Below are 2,062 nucleotides of genomic sequence, written 5' to 3' on the forward strand. Positions count from 1 at the left end.
GCCCGGGGCCGGGGGGCGCGCCCGGGGATGGCCAGGGTGACCGCCGCGGCCAGCAGCGCGACGCCGCAGCCGAACAGCATGCTGGTGCGGAACCCGGCCTCGGACGGCAGGACCCGTCCGCCCATGGTGGTGGTCATCTGGGCCAGGACGACCCCGACGACGGCGGCCGACACGGTCGTGCCGACCGAGCGCATCAGGGTGTTGAACCCGTTGGCCGACGCGGTCTCCGAGGCCGGCACCGCGCTCATGATCAGGGCGGGCATCGCGCCGTAGGCGAGCCCGACGCCGGCGTTGCAGACGACGGTGACGACCAGCAGCCCCCACGTCGAGCCCATCAGCGGCACCGAGGAACCGTAGCCGAGGGCGATGACGAGGCTGCCGGCGCCGAGGGTGACCTTGGGCCCGGCGGCGGCCGACAGCTTGGCGCCCAGCGGCGAGACCGCCATCATCATCAGCCCGGCCGGCGCCAGCCACAGCCCGGCGGCCAGCATCGACTGCCCGAGGCCGTACCCGGTGGCCTCGGGCAGCTGCAGCAGCTGCACCACGATCAGCGCCTGCGCGTACATGGCGCAGCCGACCAGGATCGAGGCCAGGTTGGTGAACAGGACCTGGCGCCGCGCGGTGACGCGCAGGTCGACCAGCGGATCGGCCGACCGCAGTTCCCACCACGCCCAGGCCGGCAGGACGACCGCGGCGGCGGTGAGCAGGCCGAGGGTGGGGGCGCTGGCCCAGCCCCAGTCCGAGCCCTTGGAGAAGCCCAGCAGCATGCAGACCAGCCCGGTGCCCAGGCCGAGCGCGCCTACGACGTCCAGGCGTCCCTCGGCCTGCGGGGGAGTGGGCGGCACCAGCCGCCAGATCAGCACGCCGATCAGTGCGCTGAGCACGGCCGAGCCCCAGAACAGGGCGCGCCAGCTGGTGTGCTCGGCGACGGCGGCCGCGATGGGCAGGCCGAGGGCGCCGCCGATGCCGAGGGAGGCGCTGATCAGCGCGATCGCCGAGCCGAGCCGTTCGGGCGGCAGCAGCTCGCGCAGGACGCTGATGCCGAGCGGGATCAGGCCCATCCCGACGCCCTGCAGCCCGCGCCCGATGATCATCGGGATGACCGTGTCGGTGAGCGCGCACACCAGCGACCCGGCGGTCAGCGGCACCGCGCAGGCCAGCAGGACGGCGCGCTTGCCGTGCAGGTCGCCGAGCCGCCCGGTCACCGGGATGGACACCGCGCCCGCCAGCAGCGTGACCGTGACCACCCAGGAGGCGTTGGAGGCGCTGGTGTCCAGCAGGCGCGGCATCTCCCCGACGAACGGCACCACCAGCGTCTGCATGAGCGCCGCGACGATGCCGGCGGCCGCCAGCACTCCGACGATCGCGCCCGGGCGGACGGCGGGCTCGGCCTGTTTCACGCGGTTCTCCTCAGTCTGCGGCTCGGTCCGGCGCTCGGCGACGGGAACCTGTGCACAATACATACGTTGGGGTGTCCGCACAATGCACAGGTCGCCCGTCCGAGGTCGCCCGGCGGGGTGAGATGCGTCTCCCGCGGCGCCCGCGATGTCACATCGGCCCCGGCGGGGAGGTCTTATCGGCATGGGAGCATTCGCGACGCGGCCGCGCGAGGTGATCTGCCACACCCTCGTCCACGCCCCGCATGACGCGTTCCGCCGGGACCTGGACCGGCTCGCGGCGGCAGCGGCGGCGGGCAAGGTCGGGCGTCCGCACGTGCGCGCGGGCTGGGACAACCTCAAGGAGCAGATCCGGCTGCACCACGACCTGGAGGACGCGGTGCTGTGGCCGCGGGCGGCGCGGGCGGACGGCGGCCCCGCCGGGCGGGCCGTGCTGGCGCAGATGCACGCCGAGCACGCGCGGATCGGGCCGCTGGCCGGGCGGGTCGACGCCGCGATCCGCGCCACCGGCGGGCGGGACGGAGCCGGGCGGACGGGTGATCTGGCCGCGGCGGTGGGGGAGCTGCGCGAGGCGGTGGAGGCGCACCTGCGGCACGAGGAGATGAGCGCGGTGCCGCTGGCGGAGGCGGTGCTCGGCCCCGGGGACTGGCGGGCGGTCGCCGAGG

At 75.2% G+C, this 2,062-nt stretch carries 2 protein-coding genes; one reads left to right on the plus strand and one right to left on the minus strand.

Annotated features, from left to right (window positions below):
* Positions 1 to 1,400, minus strand: a 1,400-nt coding sequence (locus E1266_RS36995; RefSeq protein ID WP_243719364.1) for an MFS transporter, incomplete at its 3' end; no start/stop codon positions are given.
* 181 nt (positions 1,401 to 1,581) lie between these two features.
* Here E1266_RS36995 and E1266_RS37000 point away from each other — a divergent pair.
* Positions 1,582 to 2,062, plus strand: a 481-nt coding sequence (locus E1266_RS37000; protein ID WP_165966372.1) for a hemerythrin domain-containing protein, incomplete at its 3' end; no start/stop codon positions are given.

The organism is Actinomadura sp. 7K534, from assembly GCF_004348575.1.
Taxonomy (GTDB): domain Bacteria; phylum Actinomycetota; class Actinomycetes; order Streptosporangiales; family Streptosporangiaceae; genus Spirillospora; species Spirillospora livida.